This window comes from Paenibacillus sp. KS-LC4 (genome assembly GCF_036894955.1).
GTDB lineage: Bacteria > Bacillota > Bacilli > Paenibacillales > Paenibacillaceae > Pristimantibacillus.
The window spans coordinates 3592463-3613738 of sequence record NZ_CP145905.1 but is presented as its reverse complement, the minus strand read 5'-3'; the positions used below and the strand labels follow the sequence as shown (position 1 = coordinate 3613738).

The window sequence follows — 21276 nt, the reverse complement described above, 5'->3', positions numbered from 1 at the left end:
GGCTGGTTCCAAGTATGAAAAGCACCCGCTTAACAAAGAATGAGGTTATCACTCCTCAATTCTTTGGTGAAGGCGGGATGCATGATGTTCCAGCATATGTTTGCGACCATGAACGAAATGCTCGACAGCATTATTGATTCCTACCCTCTGGCGGCGGAGGAACAGAAGCAATATTATGATGAGCAGCTTAACGCTTTAAAGCAGATCAGCGACGCTTTAATTGAGCAATGGATTGATTTTGAAGAAAAGTTTGCCGGTTTTACTGAGGATGAAGCAAAGCAATCCCATCCATCTCTGCTTACAGCAGCAGCGGATGGTCAAGGTCAAGCATTAATGGGGCTACAGCCTATGTCGTCACCACAGAAGGCAGAAAAACCAAGCGTATCGCAGCAGCCAATATCTGGCATGACTGTCGAGCAAGCGGAGCTCATTTCCAAAGGACAGGGCTATTATCAATTATTTATGTTTTCCCATGCTGCAAAGCAGTTCCAGCTTGCTGTAAACCATCTGCCGGAATGTAATTTGGCAAGGCTGTTTTTGGCTATGACGAATATGCACCTGCAAAATTGGAGTGAGGCGCAGCGTCATTTTCAACTGCTAATTGAACTTACGGACTATCCGAAATGGCTCGCTTTAAGCTATAATGCCCTTGGGTGCATTCAAGCGGTTCATTTAAACTTGGAGCAGGCAGAGCAATTTTTCCTTAAAGCCTATGAGCTGGACCCAAGCTTTAAGGACCCGCTGAATAATTTGCAGAGCTGCCGGGAACGTCCGCAGCAGTTGTCATTATTGTTCGGCAGTACGGAGCTATGCTGCTTGTGAGAGGATCGGATTTATTTTATGAAATATGCAGTGCTTGATTTGGAAACGACTGGACACAGCGCCTCCGATGATATTTTACAGGTGGGGCTGGTCCTCCTTGATGATGATCTTGAAGTTATTCATACGTATAATTCCTTTGTAAAGCCAACGATTGCCATACCGCCGTTTATTACGCAGCTTACCGGCATTGACGAGGCGATGGTGGCGGATGCGCCGGAGCTTTCTGATGTGCTGATGGATATGATTCCGCTGCTTGATGATGCGGTGCTTGTGGCGCATAATGTCAATTTTGACGCTGGTTTTCTAAACCAAGCGCTCGATCGCAGCGGCTATCATACGTTTGCAGGGCGCAGGCTCGATACGATTGAGCTGCTCCGCATTCTTTTTCCATCAATTACTTCTTACCAGCTTGGTGCTGTTTCTGAGCAGTTCGGCATTACGCATGAGCATCACCATCGCGCTGATAGCGATGCAATGGCGACCGCCATTATATTCGCCAAATCTGTACAAAAGCTTCGGAGCCTGCCGCTGCTGACTTTGCAGCGGCTATCTTCGCTTGTGGACAATGGCAGCGATTTAAGCTGGTTTATTACGGTTACGCTGAAGCAGGTAGAACAAAACATCGTAATGGGCGTCCCTGATTATGATTTTTTCAACCAGTTTGCACTGAAAGCTAGAGAATGGACAGAGGAAAAGCCCGCACGCGGCGAAGAGGGAGCCTCGCATTTACAGGAGATGTCATTCGAGCAATATTTGGATGAAATCAAGCACCGCTTTATGGAGCTGTTTCCTAATTATGAAGAACGCGAAGCGCAGACGGCCATGTTCCGTGAAGTGTTTGACTCGCTGGAGAGCAAACGCCATTTGCTTATTGAAGCAGGAACGGGGACAGGAAAGTCTCTCGGCTATTTAATTCCCGCGCTCTATTATGGTATCCGCCAGGATGAGAAGATAGTCGTTAGCACGCATACCATTAATTTGCAGGAGCAGCTGAGGCATCGTGATGTACCGCTGCTTAAGCAGATTTTGCCGATACCGTTTCGGGCTTCAATCTTCAAGGGCAGAGGGAATTATTTGTGCCTGCGCAAGTTTGAAAGTAAAATAAATACAAGGGATATGATGTCTCCTGTTGACGATGCGATTACAGCCTCGCAAATGGTCGTGTGGCTAGGCGAGACGGAAACGGGCGATCAGGAGGAGCTGAATTTTAGCAACAAGGGAACCGACTTCTGGTCTACCGTAGCCAGCGATGCAGATTCCTGCCTGAACCGGGCATGTCCTTGGTTTAAACGCTGTTATTATCATCGCGCTAAGCATGAAGCCAATATTGCGGATGTATGTATTACGAATCATTCCATGCTGTTTACAGACATTCAGGCCGATCATCGGCTGCTGCCGACCTACAGCCATTTGATTGTCGATGAGGCGCATCATGTGGAGGAAGTAGCAAGCAAGCATCTGGGCATGCAGCTAGGCTACTATACGATAACCAATGCGTTTACACGTATGTTTAAGGACACTCGTTCCGGGCTGCTGCCATCGCTGCGCATTCATCTCCAGCAGGAAAGCGATGAGCGGGTGCAAGGCTGGCTGGAAACGATTGATACGATTATTCCCGCCTTTACGGAAGTGAAGGAGCATTGGGAGAGGCTGTTTGAAATGCTATTCAGCTTTGTTCAAGCTTCTCCTGATGCGACGGGGGAAAACAATCAATCGGTCTACCGGTTGCGAGGCGATAGCCTCCCGGAAGGCTGGTCGGAAGTGCTCGCTGAAGAGACCAATATTCATACGGAGCTCATTCGCGTGCTGAAGACGGCTGAGAAAATGTCCGAGGAAATTAAAGATCGTATAGATGAGCTGGCTGTGCAGGCGCTTGTAACGGACTTGAATGGCGCCTTGCGCGATTTGACGAGAGTCAAGGATGATCTGCGCAGCTTTATGAAGGTCGATCAGACGACGGACGTGTTCTGGCTGGAGGCTAATATGACCTATAAGCATCGCTCGCTGCATCTTTATGCGGTGCCTATTGATGTGAGCAGCCAGCTTCAGCAGTATTTATTTGATGTGAAGGACAGCATTATTTTAACGTCCGCCACTCTATCGGTGCAAAAATCATTCCAGTTCGCTCAAGAGCAGCTTGGACTTGGCGGCTTTGAAGAAGCGGGCAGGCTGCGTACCGTGCAGTTGGCATCGCCCTTTAATTATCGTGAACAAGCGCTCGTTATTATTCCGCGCAATTTCCCTGTACTTAAAGGCTCAGCGGGAGAGCCTGCATTTATTTCCATGCTCGTCTCTTCCTTGGCAGATGCGGTGCAGCAGACAAATGGCCGAATGCTAGTGCTGTTTACCTCTTACCGAATGCTCAAGCAGGTATACGATCCGCTTAAGGCGGCGCTTGCAGCCACCAGCATTCAAGTGCTGGGTCAAGGCATTGACAGCGGTAATCGTACGAAGCTGACGCGGCGGTTTTTACAGCAGCCAGAGTCTGTGCTGCTTGGTACAAGCAGTTTTTGGGAAGGCGTTGATATTCCTGGCGAAGCCTTAACCTGCCTTGCTATCGTCAGACTGCCGTTCCAACCGCCGAATCACCCGCTGCTGGAGGCGAAGTCGGAATTGCTCCAGCGCCAGAAGCAAAATCCATTCATGAAGCTGTCCATCCCGCAAGCGGTTATTCGCTTCAAGCAAGGGTTTGGCAGGCTCGTGCGAACCGCGAAGGATAAAGGGATTGTTATAATTTATGATACGCGGGTTATTGAAACGTATTATGGCAAGCATTTTCTCTATTCTTTGCCTGGACCGAAAATTGAGCATATGCATATCGAACAAATTGTCCCGAGAATGAGAGAATGGCTTGGTGCTGAGAAGGAGGAGGAGAACGGGTGAAGCAGACGAAAATATCGGAGGCCGTCGTAAGACGCCTCCCCATTTACCTGCAAGTGCTGAACGAACTGAACAACCGGGAGGTGCAGACCGTTTCGTCCCAGGAGCTTGGCGTCAAGCTGGATTTAAATCCGGCGCAAATCCGCAAGGACTTGGCGTATTTCGGCGATTTTGGCCGCAAGGGCATCGGCTATGACGTGACGTATTTGATCGAAAAGATTCGCCAAATACTCAAGCTTGATCAGACGATTAATGTGGCGCTTGTCGGTGCGGGTAACTTGGGTCATGCTCTATGCAATTATAATAAATATTCTAAAGACAATATGAAAATTATTGCTGTGTTTGATGTGCATCCATCTAAAATAGGCTCGCAAATTAATAATTTGACCGTCATGCCGATGGATATGCTGAAACAGACCGTCGAAGAAAACAATATCCGAATCGGCATTATTACCGTTCCCGGGTTTGAAGCGCAAAACGTTGCTAATCAATTTATTGACGCGGGCATTGAAGGCTTGCTCAATTTTGCCCCTGCAATATTGAAGGTACCAGAGGAAATTCGCATTCATCATGCCGACTTTACGAAAGAGCTGCTAAGTCTGGCGTATTACTTGGAGAGGGAAAGGGATGACGATAATGAGCCAAATTTGGATTGAAAATGGACGTTTTGTAACGATGGAGGACGGCGAGCATGTGCTTCAAGGGCATATGGTTGTGACCGATGATCGCATTACATATATTGGAGCAGAGGTTCCAACTGGGCTGCAAGCCGATGTTCAGAAGCTGGACGGCAGCAAGCTTGCTTTTATGCCTGGCCTCATAAACACGCATGGGCATGCAGCTATGACCTTGCTGCGCGGCTACTCCGATGATCAAAACCTGCAAGTCTGGCTGGAGCAAAAAATGTGGCCGATGGAGGGGAAATACATCGACCTTGATACACGTGCGGGCAGCGCGCTGGCCGTAGTAGAAATGCTGAAATCCGGTACAACGGCTTTCGTGGATATGTATGACCGTATGGATCAGCTAGCTGAAGTTGTGGAACAGTCCGGCATTCGCGGCTGTCTGACGCGCGGCGTTATTGGCCTCTGCCCAGAGGATGTGCAGCAGGCGAAGCTGGCGGAAGCGATTGCTTTTGCACGCGATTGGAATGGCAAGGCAAATGGCCGTATCACGACGATGATATCGCCGCATGCCCCTTATACTTGCCCACCAGATTATATTGAAAAATTTGTGCAGGCTGCTCATGATTATAATTTGCCGCTGCATACGCATATGTCAGAATCAATCGCTGAGGTTGAGCAAAACGTTCGCGACTATGGCGTTCGTCCTGTTCAGCATCTCGACAATTTAGGCTTCTTCTCGCGTCCTGCCCTCGTTGCTCATGCTGTTCATTTGAATGACGAGGAAATTGCGCTGCTGGCTGAACGCAATGTAGCTGTATCGCATAATCCAGTCAGCAATCTCAAGCTGGCAAGCGGCATTGCTCGCGTTCCAGATTTGCTCCGCGCAGGTGTAACCGTATCTCTAGGTACGGACAGTGCGGCGAGCAACAACAATCTTGACCTGTTCAAGGAGATCAACCTTGCGGCTCTGCTGCATAAAGGCGTTTCTGGAGATCCGACGGTTGTGCCAGCGATTGAAGCTTTGCGTATGGGTACCGTATACGGCGCTCGTTCGATATGGCAAGAGGATTCCATTGGCCGCCTGCGTGTAGGCATGAAGGCTGATTTCATCGCTATTGATATTGAACAGCCGCATTTTTATCCACAGACGGATATTGTATCCCATTTGGTATATGCAGGCTCTGGCCGCGACGTTAAGCATGTATGGGTAGACGGGCGTCAGGTTGTACGGGATGGCGAATGCACATTGCTCGATGAGGAGAAAATTCGTCATGATGCCCAGGCGAGCTTCGAGAGGTTGTTGAAGGCATAATGCGGGCGAGAACGAGAAAGCCGTTTTGGACGGTAAAACGGGCTGTCTTTATTTCATTTGTTTTTGTTATCGCCTTGTTGACCGTTACGATTGTTTATTACCGCGATGTGCATAAGGAATTATGGGCAGAGGAAGCTCCAATTAAGGCGTATGCTATAGAGGCTGCAAAGTTAACGGAAGTTACAGGCATAACGAAGCAGGTGTGGGATGGCATTTCCTGGGTCGTACAAGGGAAAACCGCGGATGAACAAGAAGTTTACGTATTTCTGACAGCAGCCGAAGGTCCTGTCCTTACACTGAAACCAACGGAACATATTACAGCAGAACAGGCGGAAGCGGCTTTACAGAGCAGCGAGCCGGATGCGGCTATAAAAAGGACACAGCCGGGATTGCTGAATGGCGAGCCCGTTTGGGAAATTTTTTATAGCCGTGATGAAGCGATAACGAAATATTATTACGCTTTTTATTCATTCCGTGACGGCGTATTTGTGAAGCAATATCGTTTAGTCGGTGACAAAGCGTCCTAGCTGTAAATGCTGCTTTAGCTGTAACAGTTGGAATTGCTGGCTATTATTACACCCCCTCATTCAGAAGACGATGTGATATACTTTCGTGTATCGGAGTTGATATACGCGAAGTATATCACCGTCATTTTGAGAGGGGGATTTTTCGATGTTCAAACTCAGGTTTATGCCGATTTTGCTAACAGCTGCTGCGTCTGCCCTCGTTTTGTTTGGAGGCTGGCTCATTTATCATCAGGTTGCCTTTGCAGCTCCGCTTGCCAAGGCGGTTGATCAAATAGAAGGCATTAAATCATCGGGTACACCTATTATGGATACGGACCGTATTACTTTTCCGCTGACGCTTACAGCCGGAGCGGATTTAAAGCATGTATATGAAACGATAGTCGAGCAAAGCAAAGCTGTCGCCAAGAGCCGCGACATTCAGCTCGATATAGCGAATACCGATTCGAATGCGAAGCTGGATCAGCTGTGGTCGTCGTCCTTATTCAAAGTGGCCGAAGCGATGGAGCACAAAAACTATTCTGCTATTCCAGATACACTTAAAGCTTTGGCAGACGCACATTCTGGTGTGGAGGCTATTACCGATATTGATGATAGCAATGTCTATATTACGCTGAAAGATGGCAATGCTACGAAGTATATCATCCTTCCGCGGGTTGCCCCGCAGCTGGAGGTGTCCAGTTATGCGTAAATACAGCATCGAGATGGCGATTGGCTTTGTCCCGGTATTGATTGCTTTTCTTATATTTGTAAATGTGAATTTAATGCCTTTCGTACTGCTTGTGCTGATCGCCGCTGCTGTCGCGTATTTAGCGACGGGCAGAGGAAAGCTCGCGCATGCTTCCGGAACGAAGCGGCGGAAGGTGTCTGACAGCATACCCTTCTCCTTTGAGCAAATCGGCGGACAGGAGCGTGCCAAGCAGGAGTTGATCGAGGCGCTTGATTTTCTCGTCCGTCATGAGGAACTGAGCAAGCTTGGCATTCGGCCCTTGAAGGGGATTTTGCTTACGGGACCGCCGGGAACCGGGAAGACGCTAATGGCGAAAGCCGCAGCTCAATATACCGATTCGATTTATCTGGCTGCCTCCGGCAGTGAATTTGTAGAAATGTACGTCGGCGTTGGCGCTGGCCGGATACGCGATTTATTCAAAGAAGCCCGGACGAAGGCGAAAAAAGCGGGTAAGGAAAACGCCGTTATTTTTATTGATGAGATCGAGGTAATCGGGGGCAAACGCGACGGCGGGCAGCATCGAGAATATGATCAAACGCTCAATCAGCTGCTCACGGAAATGGACGGTATTCATGCCGATACAGCGCCGCGGCTGCTCATTATTGCAGCAACGAACCGGAAAGAAATGCTCGACAGCGCCCTGCTTAGGCCCGGTCGGTTCGACCGCCATATTGGGGTAGAACTGCCAGACAAAAAAGCGCGCCTTCAAATATTGAATATCCATGCGGCTAATAAACCGCTTGCCGATACGGTGGAGCTTGGGAAGATAGCGGCCGAGTCATTTGGCTTTTCCGGTGCGCAGCTTGAGAGCGTCATGAACGAAGGTGCGATTTACGCGATGCGGGAGCAAAGCGAGGTCATTGATGAGCAGCATCTGGCTATGGCGATTGACAAGGTGATGATGGGCGAGAAGACGGACCGCGAGGCGACGAAGGAGGAGCGCGAGCGTGTGGCGCTGCATGAGCTAGGCCATGCGATTTCAGCAGAGCTGCTCCGCCCGGGCAGCGTATCTCAGGTTGCTTTGTCACCACGAGGACAAGCTTTAGGCTACGTACGCCATAATCCTGAGCAGGACCGTTACTTGTACACAAGGGATTTTCTAAATGGGCAAATTATGATTGCGCTTGGCGGGGCGGCGGCTGAGGAAATCTTCTACGGCAATCGCAGCACAGGGTCGCGTGGCGACTTTGACCAGGCGATGAACATTGTCCGCACACTTGTTGAGTCGGGCTTAACGGAGCTAGGCATTATTCATCCCGAAATGATGACGCCTGATGCGTGGGCGAAAATTAATCGCTCCATCCTTGACGATTTAATGGGCAAGACGATTGCAATGCTGGCAACTAAGCGCCAGGTTTTTCTGGACGCGCTAGATGTCCTGATTCGTGAAGAAACACTCAGCGGCGCTGAGTTTCGTGAATTGCTTAAGAAGTTGTCACATAGCGCATCATAATAAAGCATGAAAACCCCTCCATTTATTACAATTTGAAGGCAGACGACATGTCTGTCTTCTTTTTTTTCAGAAAACCGTTATAATTAACATTGAACATAACTACAAAGAGAATGTTTCTCATTTACATGGTGTAGGGAAACGACAAGGAGAGAATCATGTCTATTAAAAAAGTTGGCGTAGTTGGAGCAGGTACAATGGGCCAGGGCATTGCCGAAATGTTGGCCTCGAAAGGGCTGGACGTTCATTTAATCGAGATTTCGGAAGAAAGATTGACATATGGCAGGCAAATGATTGAGCTTAGTCTGGATAAGCAAATTGAGAAATGGGCTTTGACGCAGGCCGAGAAGAAATTGATTATGAATCGTATTCATATGACCCTGTCTTATGATGCGCTGGCTGAATGCGAGCTGGTCATTGAGACGATTACGGAGGATTTGGAAAGCAAGAAGGCTGTCATTAGCCAAATTGATGACATTTGCGGCGCTGAAATTATTTTGGCGAGCAATACGTCCACACTTAGCTTGACGGAGCTTGCTAGCGCCTCTGCACATCCGGAGCGGGTTATCGGGCTTCATTTCATCTATCCGGTACTCAAAATCGATTTGGTGGAAATTGTCCGTGGTCTTAAAACGAGCGAAGATACCTTCGCAAGCACCAAGCATTTCGTTGAAGAAATTATTCATAAAAAAGGCGTCATGGTATTTGAATCCCCTGGATTCGTAACCTCCCGCCTTATTTGCTTGTTCATAAACGAAGCTCTGCACGTATTGGAGGAAGGCGTCGCTTCTGCTGAAGACATCGACAGCGCGATGCGTGTCGGCTATTCCTTCCAGCATGGTCCTTTCGAAATGGCGGATCGCTTTGGCCTCGATTCCGTCCTTGCGGCACTGGACCGGATGTTCCGTGAATATGGCGAGCTTAAATATCGTCCTTCCATCGTATTGAAAAAAATGGTGCGTGCTGGTCAACTGGGAGCAAAAACGGGCGTTGGCTTCTTCAAATATGACAAGGAAGGAGATCGGATCTAATGAAAGTACTCGTTATTAACGCAGGAAGCTCTTCTCTGAAGTATCAGCTATACGACATGCGTGATGAATCGGTGCTGGCCAGCGGCCGGGTTGAACGAATCGGGATGGACTCCTCCATCGTGACGCATGAACCAGCGAACAAGCCGGAAGTGCGCGATGTGAGCGAAATTTTGGACCATGTGACGGCAGTTAAAAAGGTTATCGACATGCTGACGCATCCGGAATATGGAGCAGTCGCGACAATGGATGAAATAGAGGCGGTCGGCCACCGCGTCGTGCATGGCGGCGAAGTATTCAACAGCTCGACGCTTGTGACAACGGAAGTTAAGCTTGAAATTCGCCGCTTGTTTGATCTAGCGCCGCTGCATAATCCAGCCCATATGATGGGGATTACTGCGGTTGAAGCGAATATGCCGGGTGTTCCACAGGCTGTTGTATTCGATACAGCCTTCCACCAGTCGATGCCGAACACTTCTTATCTGTACCCAATTCCTCAGGTGCTTTACCGTCGCCACAAGGTGCGCCGCTACGGCTTCCACGGCACATCGCACCAGTATGTGAGCCAGCAAGGCGCAGAGCTGCTTGGACAGCCGCTGGAGTCGCTTAAAATGGTTACGGCACATATTGGCAACGGCGCAAGCTGTACGGCGATTTTGAATGGCAAATCATTCGATACAAGCATGGGCATGACCCCGCTTGAAGGTTTGATGATGGGTACACGCAGTGGTGATCTTGACCCGGCGATCGTTCCTTTTGTCATGAATAAAGAAGAACTGACGCTCAGTGAAGTCAATTCCATGCTGAATAAGCATAGCGGCATGCTGGCGATTTCTGGAATCAGCAGCGACATGCGCGAAGTAACGGAGGCGATGGAGGAAGGCGACCGCAATGCGAAGCTTGCTTTTGATATGTATACGTATCGTGTTCGTAAATATATTGGCGCCTATGCGGCGGCGATGAACGGCATTGATGTGCTGTTGTTTACGGCTGGCGTTGGCGAAAATTCTTCGGCATTGCGCAAAGCGGTATGCGATGGCATTACCTTCCTGGGCATTGAGCTGGATGAAGAGAAAAATGCAAAGCGCAGCAAGGATGCGCGGGTTATTTCGACAGACGCTTCTCGTGTGAAGGTGCTGGTTGTTCCTACAAATGAAGAGCTGCTGATCGCTCGTGATACTTACACGCTGGTGCAGGCTCAGGCAGCGGGTGCAGCAAACGTTTAATTTTAAAGCAGGTTTTAAGGGAAAGGCGGGCAAGCAGTGAGCAATGATGACATCTGGAAAGCTTATTCGCGCGGTATGGCGGCTGTAATGGAGGAGGGCGGTGTGCACATTTACGCCGTGCTGCTTCGTTCTTATCGGCAGCTTGGGCTAACGGATAGCGAGCTGCTGCTGCTGCTGCAGCTTAAGGCATTTCGGGATGTGGAGGGAAATGGCTTCCCGACGCCAGATGAGCTGGCAGAGCGTATGGACGCAAGCGAGCATAGTATCGTCGAGCAGCTTGGAAAGCTGATGAAAGAAGGCTTTCTAGCGATTGATGAGCATCTGGACTCCCAAACAGGCATCCAATCCGAGCAGTATAACTGGAGCGGCTGGCTGCTTAAGGCAGCGGAGTGGGCGGCTCTGGAAAAACGCGAGTCGAAAAAAGCCGAGAAGGCGCAGCGCCAGCCGGTGCAGCGCGCAGCAAATCCGGTCAATCTGTTTCATATTTTTGAGCAGGAGTTTGGCCGGCTGCTGTCGCCAATCGAATGCGAAACCATCAGCGGCTGGATGGATGAGGATAAATATGCGGAAGAGCTTATTCGCTTTGCGCTTAAGGAAGCAGTATTTGCTGGGAAGCTGAGCTTCCGCTACATTGACCGCATCTTAATTGAGTGGAGCCGCAATCGTGTGACGAACGAGGATGAAGCCCGCGCCCATGCGCAGCGTTTTCGCGGCGGCAGGGGATAAGGGCACGAACGGCTTGTTATTTTTGTCTATAAGTCAGTGAGATAATGAGTATTAGGGGTTAATATAGCAGCGGCCGTCAGCCTTAATAGGGTGGCGGCCGTTTTTTTTGAAAATATAAGCATTTATAAGTTTCACACTTATAAATGGGCTTATATTTCTAAGGCAAAGCTCTTCATCGTCATGGAAGGACGACAAGGTCGTTTTTGCTTGCTTCCTGGCTGCGGGCCGCTGTTGGCGTGTAACTGTATCCATTTTTTATAAAGTGGTAGGAACAGGGATGGCAGAAAGCGAATGTAAGGGGGAGCATAATGAAAGGAGATGAGCAGAGCATGCGGCTTACAAACAAAATTGGCGTCATCGTCGATAGCTTTGGCGTTGGCGTAAGCGAAGGTCTGCGTTTGGCGAAGGATGTTGGTGCGGAGGGCGTGCAAATATATGCAGTAGATGGGGAGATGGAGCCTGCTGTACTGACAGGAGCCAGGCGTAAGCAGCTCAAGGAGGAGATCGCTCAGCTTGGTCTTGAAATTTCGGCGCTATGCGGCGACTTAGGTGGGCATGGCTTTCAAGATAAACGGGCCAATCCGTTGAAAATCGAAAAATCCAAGCGCATTTTGGATTTGGCGGTTGAGCTTGGTACAAACATTGTGACGACCCATATTGGCATTGTGCCGGATGATCCGAACAGTGAAATTTACGCCTCCATGCAGCAGGCATGTGAGGAGCTGGCGAACTATGCAACTAGTCAGCAGGCTTTTTTTGCAATTGAGACGGGGCCGGAAACAGCAGCGCATTTGAAGGCATTTCTGGATACGTTAGGCTCGCGTGGCGTATCGGTTAATTTTGATCCGGCGAATATGGTCATGGTCACGGGGGATGATCCTGTTAATGGGCTGTATATACTGAGGGATTACGTTGTACATACACATGTGAAGGATGGCGTCCGCCACCGAATGGTGGACCCCCGCCAAGTCTATGGAGCGTTAGGCTATGACAAAATGGATCATGGACAAATCGCGCGAATGGCGTCCGAAGGTCCAGATTTTTCAGAGCTGCCGCTTGGCGAGGGCAGTGTAAATTTCACTGCATATTTTAACATGATTCAAACGATTGGGTACAAGGGCTATTTGACAATTGAGCGAGAGGTCGGCTCGCAGCCAGAGGCGGATATTCGCAAAGCTGTCGAGTTTATTAAACGATACCGCTAGCAACTTGAACTTAAGTCTGAATGTACACACAGTTTGCCAAGCATCCCCTTACCTCTTCATTAGCCCGAGCAACCTCTCCATTAGGTCGTGGAGAGGTTATTTGGGCTGTGTGTAAGTCCATGGCCTAATGCAGGCCGTTTCCCTTGCCTTGAACCTGTAAATGAAATTTGATTATAGTCATGAAATTATGTATAATTATTCATTGTTAAGTATTAATATTCATATCAAGGGGGAGCTTTATGCCATACAAAGTTTTTGTTGATGGACAAGCAGGATCGACAGGCTTGAAGATTTTTGAGTATTTATCAAAACGATCAGACATTGAATTTCTCCGGATTGATTCCGCCAAAAGAAAAGATGCTGAAGAACGAAGAAAATTCCTTAATGATGCAGATATCGTTTTTCTTTGTCTGCCCGATGCAGCTGCAAAAGAAGCCACTGAGCTTGTAAAAAATGAAAAAACAAAAATTATAAATACCAGCACTGCCTTTAGAACGGATAAAGACTGGGTTTATGGACTGCCTGAGTTGAAAAATCAAAGAGAGCTCCTACAGTCCGCATCAAGAGTGTCCGTTCCTGGCTGTCATGCAACTGGCTTTATTCTGACCATTAAACCGCTAATTGAAGCAGGCATTCTCCCAAAGGATTATCCTGTTACATGTTATTCTGTGACAGGCTACTCTGGAGCTGGCAAAAGCGGGATAGAGGAATATGAAAATTCAGCGTTAATGGCTGAAAGAAAGCTCCATGTTCCAAGGCATTATGCGCTTCAACATAAGCATAAGCACATACCCGAGATGCTGATGTATTCAGGACTTTCCTTTGAGCCATTATTTACGCCCATAAAAGCGAATTATGCACAAGGGATAGCTATGTCAGTTCCTTTAGTGAGTAGGATGTTGTCCAAAAATGCTTCTGCAAAAGATGTACACGACGTATTATCAGCGTATTTTGAAGCGGAGCGTTTCGTTCATGTGATGCCATACGATTCAGACGCATATCTGGATGAAGGCTGCTTCATGATTTCTGAGTGTAATAACACGAATCGAATGGAGATATTTGTTTTTGGACAAGAGGGCAACGTAAATATAATGTCCAGATACGATAATTTAGGCAAGGGTGCGTCGGGTGCTGCTGTACAAAACATGAATATCATGCTTGGATGGGATGAAGGTAACAGCTTGGTGAACTAAATTATTTTATAACAAATGCTCCAAGACGATAAAAAAAAGAGCCGCCTCTGCACTTTTATGCATCGAGACAGCTCTTATTCGTCTTCATCTTTATACAGTACGCGCTTGAAGCGGCATGTTATTTGCGGCCGTTCAACAGCTCCCAGCGATATACATATTCAAATATGAACTCAAACGCCTCCAAATGGCGCTTCGCTTCAAACGGATTTGCTCCCCAAGCGTAAATACCATGCTTGCGCAGCAAAATGCCGGGAATTTCCGGCTGCAGCCGCTGAGTTACTTCAGGAACGATTTGCGGTATGTTGGCGAAGTTGGACACAATTGGAATGTCGATATGTGCCTCCTCATCCCAAATATTGAACGCCTTAATCAGCTCTACACCGTCAACCGGCACAGATTTGCGATCCCAGAACCATTCCGAGATGACGCTGTTAAAGACGGTATGCACATGAAAAATAGCGCCTGCGCCCGTCTGCCGATAAATTTCGCAGTGAATCAGCGTTTCCGCTGAAGGCTTCAGCTTCGTCGCTTCGACAGCTTTGCCTTCCTTATCGACGAACAAGTAGTCTTCTGGTGTATGAGCCGTTTTATCCTTGCCGCTTGCCGTAATGGCAAAATGGAACTGCTCGGGGTCGAAATCGCCGACGCGTACCGACAGATTGCCGCTCGTGCCAGGGAACCAGCCGCGCGAGGCGAACAGCTCCTTCACTTCACGCAGATCAGCCAGCGCCTTCTGCTTCTGCTCCGTTGTAATTTGCTCAAATGTCATTACGATTCATCCTTTCCCTTGTCAAGCACGCGAATAATATCATGGAATGTCTCATATTCGGAATGAGGCAGGCCAAGCTCTTGGCATTTCGTCGTCAGATGCGAGCGGGAAAATACCGTATCCGCCAGCTTTGCGCCTTCAAAGTCCGTCACGCTGTCGCCAATGACAATACGTTCATATTGCTCAGCGGGGAAGCGTCGCATAATGGTCGTTTTGCACATGCCGCATGCGTTGCTGCACTGTCCGTCACAAGGATGCGGCCATGTAATTTCAATATTAGGGCCGCTAAAATCGTGGCCATTGCAATAAATATGATCCTGCGGAATATCGAAGGGCTCAAGCACTGGGTAGACGAAAAAGTCAATGCCTCCGCTTGTTACGTAAAATTCAATATCCTTTTTCCGGCAGTAGGAGAGGAGCTCTCCAAAGCCTTCGCGAATGCGCGCATTCGTAATGCCAAAATGAACAACCTCGCTCATCATTGAGGAAGGGAGGAGGCGAAACAGCTGGCCAACTCCATCACGAATCGAAATTTGCTGTGATATCGTCTGCTCCACAATAGGCTCCCAGCCTGGCGGGTTAAAATGGCGGATAATCGCAATAATATTATCGTTTATCGTAATAGTCCCGTCGAAGTCGCAGAAAATGATGCGTTTTTTTGATGCTGTCATTCTTTAATCCCCCAAGCATCAATGGCAGCCTGTAATGCTTCGCCGCCAGGAGCCGCGGCAGCCTCGCGCAGATGAACGCCGTTCATCGCCGCATCAATCGCCAGACGGAAGGCTTGTCCCCCAGCAGCGGTGCCCATTGGATGACCGTGAATGCCGCCGCCCGCATTAACAACTACCTCGGTGCCGAAGTCGCGCAAAATAAGCGGAACAAGGCCCGGATGAATGCCTGCGGATGGAACCGGGAAGCTAGTAAGCAGACCGCTAGATGGTGCCAGCAGCGCATCCTTGACGGCGAGATTTTCTTCCTTCGGCATGACGACCGAGCCGTAAGGAGAAGGGAACAATACGAGATCAGCTCCCGCAAGGCGCATGAGCTTGCCTAGCAGCACAGAAGCACCAATGCCATAGTGCGGCGATGGATACATCGCGCCCGCCATAGCCGGATGGGCAGCAATAGGCACATTGATTGATGCATCCTTGCTCAGCTCATGCAGCACATCGTAGCCGTATGCCAGCACATTAAAGAGCAGGGCGTTAGCGCCAGCAGCAATAGCTTTGCGCGCCTGAGAAGCTAGCTGCGAAGTAGGTCCAGTCAAATTGACGGCATAAAGCAGCTTTTGGCCTGTTTCCTGCTGGGCGCGCTCGGCAGCCTCCATACAAGCCTCAACGCGTTTTTCCAGCGGAGTCAGCGGATTTTCAAACAAAATCTCATCATCTTTAATCAGATCCACGCCGCCAAGCGCCTGCTTATAAAATTGCTCCTGCAGGTTCGCCAGATCATGTCCGACAACGGATTTGAAAATGCTCATCAGCAGCGGACGCTCCTGAACACCGAGCAGATTTCGAACACCCTGCAAGCCAAACTTCGGACCCGGGAAAGCAGAGCCGAACGATTGTGAAACCTCAATATCAATCAGCTTAATGCGACCGTCCATCGACAGCTTGCCGAAAATCGTAACGAGCAGGGCAGGGATGTCGCGGCTGAAATTAATATCTGGATAAGCAATGCGAATATCTGCGTAGCGATTGCCTTCTCCGCCTTCATGAACCTCAACGGACAATACTTTGCCGAGATGCTTCTCCATTTCGGATTTGCGGGCTTCCGGCAGGTCGGTCCAGCTTCCAACCGTCAGGCCGACGGCGATGGATAACGCTTTTTTATTAAAATCCGCTTTGTCATCAAAGCTGCGGTAAGTAGCAATGCAATATTCACTCATGATTTCAAGCTCCTCTCAATATCGGCACCAATTTCGCCTGCGCGCTCGGCGGAACGCTTCATGCCGCTGGCAATGGCCTCGGCTAAGCCTTTCTGGCTCATCACCTCAAGGGCTGCTTGCGTCGTACCGTTCGGGGACGTCACCTTGCGGCGCAATTCGGCAGGCTCCTCGCCAGTTGCACGAACCATTTCGGCAGCACCGAGCACGGTCTGCGTAACAAGCTCCTTGGCCGCCGTTTCGCTAAGACCCATGGCCTTCGCTGCATCAATCATGGATTCCATAAAATAATAAACATAAGCTGGGCCGCTGCCCGATACGCCAGTAATAACATCCTGAGCGTTTTCCTCAACGACTGAGGTGATGCCAACGGATTGGAAAATAGCTTCCGCCAGCTGCTGCTGCTCCTTCGTGACCGCTGCGGAATAACTGATGCCAGTAACGCCAAGCCCGATCGTGCAGGAGGTATTCGGCATTGTGCGTACAATCGAAAGCTTATGACCAAGCAGCAGTTCAATTGAAGCAATGGATAGTCCGGCTATAACCGATATAATAAGCTGATGCTCTGAAATAAACGGTTTAATGCTCGTGATCGCTTCAACAGCATCCTTAGGCTTCATGGCGAGAAAAATAATGTCGGCTTCCTTCAGAAACGCTTCGTTCGAGGAGCCTTGCAAAATCGTTTGAACGCCATACTGGCTGTTAAGCTCGGTGAGGCGATCGGCATTTTGCCGATTGAGCATCGCAATATGTCCCGGCTGGGTCAGCTTCTGATTAATCATGCCGCGGGCGATGGCTTCTGCCATGGAGCCAGCGCCGTAGAACGCGATTTGCAGGGATTGAATACGATCAATCGTCTTGGTGTCTGTATCTAGTGGCATAACGGTTTCCTCCAGTATTTTGAAATCGTAAAGGGAATGCGGCATTAGCCGCGAATTTGTCCTGAGCCCTTAATCCGGTATTTGGTTGATGTGAGAGCAGGCAAGCCCATTGGCCCGCGCGCGTGGAGCTTCTGCGTGCTAATGCCGATTTCTGCGCCAAAGCCAAATTCAAACCCATCCGTAAAGCGAGTCGAAGCATTGTGATAGACAGCGGCCGCATCAACCTCCTGCATAAAGCGTGCAGCATGGCTCGCGTCTTCGGTCACGATGCATTCGGAATGCTGCGTGCCGTAGGTGCTTATATGGGAAATGGCCTCATCTAGGCTATTTACTATTTTTACGTTCAAAATGTAGTCATTGTACTCTGTCGCATAATCTTCTTCGGTTACTGGCTTGGCTTCTGAAATCAATTGCATAACGCGTTCGCAGCCGCGAAGCTCTACCTTTGCTGCTGTAAACTGCTTGGCAAGAGCAGTGAGCGATTCGCGGGCAAAAGACTCGTGAACGAGCAGCGTTTCCATGGAATTGCATACGGAAGGGCGCTGTGCTTTTGCATTGAGAGAAATGTTTGCCGCCATATCGAAATCCGCACTTGCATCAATATAAGTATGGCAAATGCCTGCGCCAGTTTCAATAACAGGGACGGTAGCATTTTCGACGACGGTACGAATAAGCGCCGAACCGCCGCGTGGAATAATGACATCAATCAGTCCGTTTAGCTTGAGCATTTCATTAACCGATGCGCGATTGGAATCTTCAATGAGCTGGAGGGCGTCGGCTGGCAGCGCCGTCGCTTCAAGCGCATTGCGCAGCACCTCGATAATTTTACGATTGGATTCAAGTGCAGCCGAGCCGCCGCGGAGCACGACGCAGTTGCTTGTTTTGAGGCATAATCCAGCTGCATCGACCGTCACATTCGGACGTGCTTCATAGATGATGCCAATCACGCCGAGCGGAACACGAGATTTCTCGATATGCAGTCCATTCGGACGGTCGAACTGCTCCAGCAGCTCGCCAACAGGGTCAGGCAGCTGAGCAATTTCACGGAGCGCTTGGGCAATCGCTTCGATTCTTCCCTCATCGAGAGCAAGACGGTCGAGGAGGGAGCGGCTAGTGCCTGCTGCTTCTCCGCTTAGCAAATCGAGCTTATTCGCTTCAATAATGTCAGCTGTATGCGCGATTAAAGCGTCAGCGATCGTGTACAGCGCCTCATTTTTCTGATCAGTCGTAACGGTATTCATGATGCTGGCGGCACGTTTTGCCAATGTGGCTTTTTGGACGACTTCGCTTGTCATAGTTTGTTCCTCCTAAATATAATTAATGAAACGGCGAGCTTATTTTAACGAAACCCATTCATCCCTGTGGATTACTTCGATTCGACTTACGTCAATTCTGCGCTTCACTTCCTCGCTGCCAAGTCCAGCTGCTGCCTTAGTTTGCCAGGCCTCGTAATTGACAACCCCGCGTCCAATCGTATCGCCGCTGGCGCTGAGCACTTCAACGATATCGCCAGAATGAAAATCTCCGCTGCTGTCTGTAATGCCGGCGGGAAGGAGGCTTTTTCCTCCTGTAAGCAGGGCAAGCTCTGCTCCTGCATCAACTGTAATCGTGCCTTGCGGCATGGAGTGGAAGCCGAGCCATTGCTTCTTCATCGGCAGGCTATGCATTTCCGTATCGAAATACGTACCTTTGCCGGAACCGCTTGTAGCAAGCGACAGATCCCCGGGCTGCTGTACTTTCCCGATAAAAGCGGGCACGCCGCCGCGCATGGCAATGCGGGCCGCTTCAATTTTGGAGCGCATGCCGCCTGTTCCGACTGCCGAGCCAGCACCGCCAGCGAACTTCATAATGTCTGCGGAAATGCTGTCGACACGCTCGATTTTGACTGCTAAAGGATTTTTGCGTGGATCCTCGGTATACAAGCCGTCCATATCTGTAATAATAATGAGCTGACCGGCTTTAGTCATCGTTGCAACCAGCGCTGACAAATTATCATTATCCCCAAATTTCAGCTCATCGGTTGCAACAGTATCGTTCTCATTAATAATCGGAATCGTACGCAGCCTGAGCAGCTCTTCAATGGTCATCAAAGCGTTCTGGATTCGCTTGCGGTTCGAGAAGTCGGCCCGAGTCAGCAAAATTTGTGCAGCCCCGATATTGAACTTGCTAAAAGCCTCCTGATAAGCCTGCATAAGCAGCGCTTGCCCAACTGCGGCGGCCGCTTGCTTCTCATGCACGGCTTTGGGGCGAGACTCATAGCCAATTTGGCGAAAGCCAGCGGCTACCGCGCCAGAGGTAACTAATATGACCGAACGGCCTGCTTCGTGCAGCGCGGCAAGCTCGGATACAAAATAAGCGATGCGTTCCTTATTCAGTCCGCCTTCCTCGGAGGTTAGCGAACTGCTGCCGATTTTTACTATGATTCGTTCCGCCATTTATCCATCATCCCATTTCCTGACAAAATAAAAAAGACTCCCGTCCGTAAAGGACGAAAGTCTTATAAGCTTCCGCGGTACCACCTTAATTGACTGTATGCCGCTTAAGGCAAACAATCCTGCTTGGGCCTCGTAACAGGAGGTGCTGTCCGATTCATCATCGGCCGTTCAGGGGCAGGTTCAGCGAGCAGTCGAGGTGAATTCTTGCAGCCTCTGGAATTCACTCTCTGGGCACGACCTAGTCAAGCTTACTAATCCCGTCATCACGTTTCATGTTCAGTTGATGCAAGCATATCATGATCGACTGGCTGCTGTAAAGAGAGGCATTCGCAGGCGGCTAGGCTTTGAAAATGCCAAGCTTGCCAATACGTTCAACCGCTTCCTCCAGCCGAGCTTCGCTCGTAAGCAAACCAAGCCGCACATAGCCTTCGCCGAAGGACCCGAAGCCGACACCCGGCGCGACAACGACATCCGCTTCCTGCAATAAAAGATCCGCGAAAGACTCAGACGTGTAGCCTTCCGGAACAGGCAGCCAGCAGAAGAAGGAGCCTCCAGGGCGCTCTGCTTTCCAGCCGATGCGGTCAAGGGCGCCGAACAAAGCTTCGCGTCTGCGCTCATACATGGCACCGAGCTCCGTTACACATTGCTGCGGTCCAGTCAGCGCTTCGGCAGCCGCTTCTTGAATGCCGCCAAACAGGCTGCAATAATAATGATCCTGCATAAGATTAATTAAGGAAATGATCTGTGAGTTGCCTAGTGCAAAGCCTACGCGCCAGCCCGCCATGTTATAGGACTTGGACAATGTATAAAACTCAATGCCGACTTCTTTTGCTCCCGGCGTTTGGAGGAAGCTGATCGGGCGCTCGTTATCAAAGCCAATCGCGCCATAAGCAAAGTCACTGGCAACAACGACACCTGTGCGGCGGGCGAATTCAACCGTCTGTGCATAAAATTGTGCGTTAGCGACCGCTCCAGTCGGATTATTCGGATAGTTCATAAACATCAGCTTGGCCCGCTCGAGCGCAGCTTCGTCAATGGCGCTATAATCGGGCAAAAAGCGGTTTTCCGCCGTTAGCGGCATAAAGTGCATATCCGCTCCAGCGAGTGCCACGCCTGACCAATAATCGGGATAGCCCGGATCAGGCACGAGACAGACATCGCCGGGATTGAGCAGGCACTGGCTAATTTCCACCAGGCCTGTTTTCCCGCCGAACAAAATGGCGACTTCCGTGGTTGGGTCTATATCAACGTTATAATCTTCCTTATAACGTTTTGCGACGGCTTCCTTGAGAAAAGGGTAGCCGCTAAAAGGCGGATAACGGTGATACATAGGGTTAGTAGCAGCTTCCTGAAGCTTTGCCACAATATGCGGCGGTGTCGGCTGATCGGGATTGCCTTGTCCAAGGTTAATAACGTCGCGGCCTTTGGCGACTTGGGCATTAGCCTTCGCAACCAATTTAGCAAAAAATTGCGTAGGCAAGCCCGTCATACGATCTGCTGGTTTAATGATATGCTGTTCCAGCTTTGTTTCCATTTTTATTCACACTCCACATCCAATAGTTGCTCATGAACAATAAGCCGTTA

The 21276-nt window shown here is 49.6% G+C and carries 19 protein-coding genes; 12 read left to right on the top strand and 7 right to left on the bottom strand.

All coding sequences use genetic code 11. The features are described 5' to 3' along the window. The first annotated feature begins 81 nt into the window (after positions 1-81). The 12 genes from V5J77_RS15195 to argC all read left to right on the top strand — a co-directional run bounded on the left by V5J77_RS15195 (position 82) and on the right by argC (position 13722). Positions 82-822: a hypothetical protein gene (locus V5J77_RS15195; protein WP_338551684.1), complete on the top strand. Its 741-nt coding sequence runs from the start codon at positions 82-84 to the stop codon at positions 820-822. Between the two features lie 18 nt (positions 823-840). Next, the gene (dinG, locus tag V5J77_RS15190) at positions 841-3705 is read left to right on the top strand and encodes an ATP-dependent DNA helicase DinG (protein WP_338551683.1); all 2865 of its coding nucleotides are present in this window, start codon (positions 841-843) and stop codon (positions 3703-3705) included. Beyond that, the gene (locus tag V5J77_RS15185) at positions 3702-4358 is read left to right on the top strand and encodes a redox-sensing transcriptional repressor Rex (protein WP_338551682.1); all 657 of its coding nucleotides are present in this window, start codon (positions 3702-3704) and stop codon (positions 4356-4358) included. Before dinG ends, V5J77_RS15185 begins: the two co-directional genes overlap by 4 nt. After that, positions 4330-5640 carry an amidohydrolase gene (locus V5J77_RS15180; RefSeq protein WP_338551681.1) on the top strand — a complete coding sequence of 437 codons (1311 nt, stop codon included), beginning with the start codon at positions 4330-4332 and terminating at the stop codon, positions 5638-5640. Before V5J77_RS15185 ends, V5J77_RS15180 begins: the two co-directional genes overlap by 29 nt. Then, positions 5640-6167 carry a DUF5590 domain-containing protein gene (locus V5J77_RS15175; protein WP_338551680.1) on the top strand — a complete coding sequence of 176 codons (528 nt, stop codon included), beginning with the start codon at positions 5640-5642 and terminating at the stop codon, positions 6165-6167. The genes V5J77_RS15180 and V5J77_RS15175 overlap by 1 nt, the downstream gene beginning before the upstream one ends. 145 nt (positions 6168-6312) lie before the next feature. Beyond that, complete coding sequence (locus V5J77_RS15170; protein WP_338551679.1) at positions 6313-6855, top strand: hypothetical protein; 543 nt, start codon at positions 6313-6315, stop codon at positions 6853-6855. After that, the gene (locus tag V5J77_RS15165) at positions 6848-8347 is read left to right on the top strand and encodes an AAA family ATPase (protein ID WP_338551678.1); all 1500 of its coding nucleotides are present in this window, start codon (positions 6848-6850) and stop codon (positions 8345-8347) included. Before V5J77_RS15170 ends, V5J77_RS15165 begins: the two co-directional genes overlap by 8 nt. A 155-nt stretch (positions 8348-8502) precedes the next feature. Next, positions 8503-9375, top strand: a complete 873-nt coding sequence (locus V5J77_RS15160) for a 3-hydroxyacyl-CoA dehydrogenase NAD-binding domain-containing protein (protein ID WP_338551677.1) — start codon at positions 8503-8505, stop codon at positions 9373-9375. Next, positions 9375-10598, top strand: coding sequence for an acetate kinase (locus V5J77_RS15155; protein WP_338551675.1), 1224 nt, complete (start codon positions 9375-9377; stop codon positions 10596-10598). The genes V5J77_RS15160 and V5J77_RS15155 overlap by 1 nt, the downstream gene beginning before the upstream one ends. 36 nt (positions 10599-10634) lie before the next feature. After that, positions 10635-11324 carry a DnaD domain protein gene (locus tag V5J77_RS15150; RefSeq protein ID WP_338551674.1) on the top strand — a complete coding sequence of 230 codons (690 nt, stop codon included), beginning with the start codon at positions 10635-10637 and terminating at the stop codon, positions 11322-11324. Between the two features lie 329 nt (positions 11325-11653). Further along, positions 11654-12529, top strand: coding sequence for a sugar phosphate isomerase/epimerase family protein (locus tag V5J77_RS15145; protein WP_338556836.1), 876 nt, complete (start codon positions 11654-11656; stop codon positions 12527-12529). Positions 12530-12768: 239 nt separating this feature from the next. Then, the gene (gene argC / locus V5J77_RS15140; RefSeq protein WP_338551673.1) at positions 12769-13722 is read left to right on the top strand and encodes an N-acetyl-gamma-glutamyl-phosphate reductase; all 954 of its coding nucleotides are present in this window, start codon (positions 12769-12771) and stop codon (positions 13720-13722) included. A gap of 118 nt (positions 13723-13840) precedes the next feature. Here argC and mtnB read toward each other — a convergent pair whose 3' ends face one another. From mtnB to V5J77_RS15105, 7 genes are all read right to left on the bottom strand, one after another. Then, the gene (gene mtnB / locus V5J77_RS15135; protein ID WP_338551671.1) at positions 13841-14491 is read right to left on the bottom strand and encodes a methylthioribulose 1-phosphate dehydratase; all 651 of its coding nucleotides are present in this window, start codon (positions 14489-14491) and stop codon (positions 13841-13843) included. Next, positions 14491-15162 (bottom strand): 2-hydroxy-3-keto-5-methylthiopentenyl-1-phosphate phosphatase, encoded by a 672-nt coding sequence (locus V5J77_RS15130; RefSeq protein WP_338551670.1) that lies wholly within the window; start codon positions 15160-15162, stop codon positions 14491-14493. The genes mtnB and V5J77_RS15130 overlap by 1 nt, the downstream gene beginning before the upstream one ends. Next, on the bottom strand, positions 15159-16379 hold the full coding sequence (locus V5J77_RS15125) for a 2,3-diketo-5-methylthiopentyl-1-phosphate enolase (RefSeq protein ID WP_338551669.1): 1221 nt from the start codon (positions 16377-16379) through the stop codon (positions 15159-15161). Before V5J77_RS15125 ends, V5J77_RS15130 begins: the two co-directional genes overlap by 4 nt. Further along, entirely contained in the window at positions 16376-17257 is an 882-nt protein-coding gene (proC, locus tag V5J77_RS15120; RefSeq protein WP_338551668.1) for a pyrroline-5-carboxylate reductase, read from the bottom strand. Before proC ends, V5J77_RS15125 begins: the two co-directional genes overlap by 4 nt. 44 nt (positions 17258-17301) lie before the next feature. Next, complete coding sequence (locus V5J77_RS15115; RefSeq protein WP_338551667.1) at positions 17302-18552, bottom strand: glutamate-5-semialdehyde dehydrogenase; 1251 nt, start codon at positions 18550-18552, stop codon at positions 17302-17304. Between the two features lie 39 nt (positions 18553-18591). Next, entirely contained in the window at positions 18592-19692 is a 1101-nt protein-coding gene (gene proB, locus V5J77_RS15110; RefSeq protein ID WP_338551665.1) for a glutamate 5-kinase, read from the bottom strand. 337 nt (positions 19693-20029) lie between these two features. Continuing rightward, positions 20030-21226 carry a pyridoxal phosphate-dependent aminotransferase gene (locus tag V5J77_RS15105; protein WP_338551664.1) on the bottom strand — a complete coding sequence of 399 codons (1197 nt, stop codon included), beginning with the start codon at positions 21224-21226 and terminating at the stop codon, positions 20030-20032. Positions 21227-21276 lie beyond the last annotated feature (50 nt).

Bases quoted from the DNA above. Each gene is read 5' to 3' on its own strand.
- V5J77_RS15195 (WP_338551684.1), top strand. From the start codon at position 82: ATGATGTTCCAGCATATGTTTGCGACCATGAACGAAATGCTCGACAGC.
- dinG (WP_338551683.1), top strand. From the start codon at position 841: ATGAAATATGCAGTGCTTGATTTGGAAACGACTGGACACAGCGCCTCC.
- V5J77_RS15180 (WP_338551681.1), top strand. From the start codon at position 4,330: ATGACGATAATGAGCCAAATTTGGATTGAAAATGGACGTTTTGTAACG.
- V5J77_RS15175 (WP_338551680.1), top strand. From the start codon at position 5,640: ATGCGGGCGAGAACGAGAAAGCCGTTTTGGACGGTAAAACGGGCTGTC.
- V5J77_RS15170 (WP_338551679.1), top strand. From the start codon at position 6,313: ATGTTCAAACTCAGGTTTATGCCGATTTTGCTAACAGCTGCTGCGTCT.
- V5J77_RS15165 (WP_338551678.1), top strand. From the start codon at position 6,848: ATGCGTAAATACAGCATCGAGATGGCGATTGGCTTTGTCCCGGTATTG.
- V5J77_RS15160 (WP_338551677.1), top strand. From the start codon at position 8,503: ATGTCTATTAAAAAAGTTGGCGTAGTTGGAGCAGGTACAATGGGCCAG.
- V5J77_RS15155 (WP_338551675.1), top strand. From the start codon at position 9,375: ATGAAAGTACTCGTTATTAACGCAGGAAGCTCTTCTCTGAAGTATCAG.
- V5J77_RS15145 (WP_338556836.1), top strand. From the start codon at position 11,654: ATGCGGCTTACAAACAAAATTGGCGTCATCGTCGATAGCTTTGGCGTT.
- argC (WP_338551673.1), top strand. From the start codon at position 12,769: ATGCCATACAAAGTTTTTGTTGATGGACAAGCAGGATCGACAGGCTTG.
- mtnB (WP_338551671.1), bottom strand. From the start codon at position 14,491: ATGACATTTGAGCAAATTACAACGGAGCAGAAGCAGAAGGCGCTGGCT.
- V5J77_RS15130 (WP_338551670.1), bottom strand. From the start codon at position 15,162: ATGACAGCATCAAAAAAACGCATCATTTTCTGCGACTTCGACGGGACT.
- V5J77_RS15125 (WP_338551669.1), bottom strand. From the start codon at position 16,379: ATGAGTGAATATTGCATTGCTACTTACCGCAGCTTTGATGACAAAGCG.
- proC (WP_338551668.1), bottom strand. From the start codon at position 17,257: ATGCCACTAGATACAGACACCAAGACGATTGATCGTATTCAATCCCTG.
- V5J77_RS15115 (WP_338551667.1), bottom strand. From the start codon at position 18,552: ATGACAAGCGAAGTCGTCCAAAAAGCCACATTGGCAAAACGTGCCGCC.
- proB (WP_338551665.1), bottom strand. From the start codon at position 19,692: ATGGCGGAACGAATCATAGTAAAAATCGGCAGCAGTTCGCTAACCTCC.
- V5J77_RS15105 (WP_338551664.1), bottom strand. From the start codon at position 21,226: ATGGAAACAAAGCTGGAACAGCATATCATTAAACCAGCAGATCGTATG.